This is a genomic window from Prosthecobacter sp. (assembly GCF_049294395.1).
Lineage (GTDB): Bacteria > Verrucomicrobiota > Verrucomicrobiia > Verrucomicrobiales > Verrucomicrobiaceae > Prosthecobacter.
Window position 1 is genome coordinate 1 of the sequence record NZ_JBAQCR010000115.1, and the last position, 1666, is coordinate 1666.

General features: G+C 60.6%; 3 protein-coding genes. All 3 read right to left on the minus strand.

Translation table 11 applies throughout. The annotated features are described in order from the left end of the window. On the minus strand, nt 1-913 hold a 913-nt coding region (locus WAW39_RS07320; protein ID WP_422317301.1), incomplete at its 3' end, for a lysylphosphatidylglycerol synthase transmembrane domain-containing protein. A gap of 23 nt (nt 914-936) precedes the next feature. Continuing rightward, entirely contained in the window at nt 937-1191 is a 255-nt protein-coding gene (locus WAW39_RS07325; RefSeq protein WP_422317303.1) for a phosphopantetheine-binding protein, read from the minus strand. A 35-nt stretch (nt 1192-1226) separates the two neighbouring features. Beyond that, a partial coding sequence (locus tag WAW39_RS07330; protein ID WP_422317305.1) for an SDR family oxidoreductase occupies nt 1227-1666 on the minus strand: 440 nt, incomplete at its 5' end.

Genomic DNA, 1666 nt, shown 5'->3' on the forward strand with positions numbered 1-1666 from the left:
CTGCCAGAGAGGCCGAAACGCCCACAGCCTCCGGCACATTCGCCAGACCTGCCAGCAGGGCCTCGAAAGTGCGCTCACGCACACCGAGTCCTGAGATGGAAACCGGCAGTGAGGCCGCTGCATCGACGATAGGCATGGCCGTGAGCACATCCAGCACAGGTGCCGCGCCGCCGACCGCGCGCAGGCCGCAGTAAAAGCTCATGAAAAAAGCCGCATGCATGCCTGTGGAAACGACCGCGGCCGAAAGAGTGCGCTGCCAGAGCCGGGCAGCCACTTCATGAATCCGTGAGAGGCGTTCGATGAGTCCGGCCAGCTTGGGATTGCCCATGGTGCGGGGAAACGCGCGCCGTCCCCAGGCCAGCAGGCTGGGTTTGAAGGAAAACCAGCTGATCACCAGGCATACCAGCGCTCCGCCGACATACATGGCATAACCCGTGATCAGCATGCGCAGGTCATGGCCGATTTCATTCCAGTGAGAGGCCCGCGTCAGCATGCAGACCGCGAACAAGACGGCCACGGAGATAAGACCTGTGAGATGATCCAGCACGAGCGACACACTGACCGGCATCGTCTGTCCGGGCAGACGCCGGGAAAGTGACATGATCTTGTAGGTGTCGCCCCCCACCACGCCGACGGAACTGATGTTGAAGAAAGCGCTGACGATTTCCGTGGAGAGCACGACATGGAACGGCAGATCCGGCACCTGACCGCGCAGAATGATGTGCCAGCGCAGGGCTGCCAGAAACAGCGAGAGAAACGCAAAGGAGATCCCGGCCAGCGCCCAGGGCCAGTTCGTCACCAGGGCGCGGAGGCGCGGAAAAATGTCAGCGATGAGATCATGCTCCCGAAACAGCAGCGCAAGCAGCACTCCGCTGATGAGCAGACGCAGGGAGATGGAGATGAGGCGTTTCAAAACGCAGGGCTAGGGCAGGGAAGTCACGCTGCCGCCTTTTGGTCCACGGCCTCGGCGATCGAGTTCACACTCTGCAGGATGCGTTTGGCCTGATCCTGATCGGCCATTTTAAAGCCAAAGTGTTTTTCGATCATCACCACGAGCTGAAGGGCGTCCACGGAATCGAGGCCGATGCCTGCGGGTCCAAAGAGAGGGGTGTCATCGCCGATTTCATCTGCGGCCATGTCGAGCATGAGTTCGCTGATCATTAGTTCCTTGAGGCGCTGGCGGGTCGGCATGCAGGGGATACGTTTCGTAGGGTCCAGAGGGTAGGCTAAAGGAGGCCTCCGTCAATTTTTAGGGTCGAACCAGTGATATAGCTCGCATCCGGGCTCGCAAGGAAGAAAACAGCCGCTGCGATCTCCGCCGGCTTGGCAAAACGCCGCATCGGGAGCTGCATTTTGAGTGCTTTGAGGTGCTCCGGGGTCCAGTCGGCCGGCAGTCCTCCCTCAATATAGCCGGGGCAGACCACGTTCACGGTGATGCCCATTCGGGCTGATTCCTTGGCCAGACTTTGTGTCAGGCCGATCACTCCGGCCTTGGCGGCGGCGTAATTGGTTTGTCCCGCCGGCGAAGAAATGGCGCTGAGCGAAGCAATATTGACGATCCGCCCCTGCCGCTCCCGCATCATCCCCGGCAAAACCGCCTGACATCCGTGGAAGACGGCGTTCAGATTGGCGTCCAAAACGCGCGACCACTGATCCTGCGCCATGT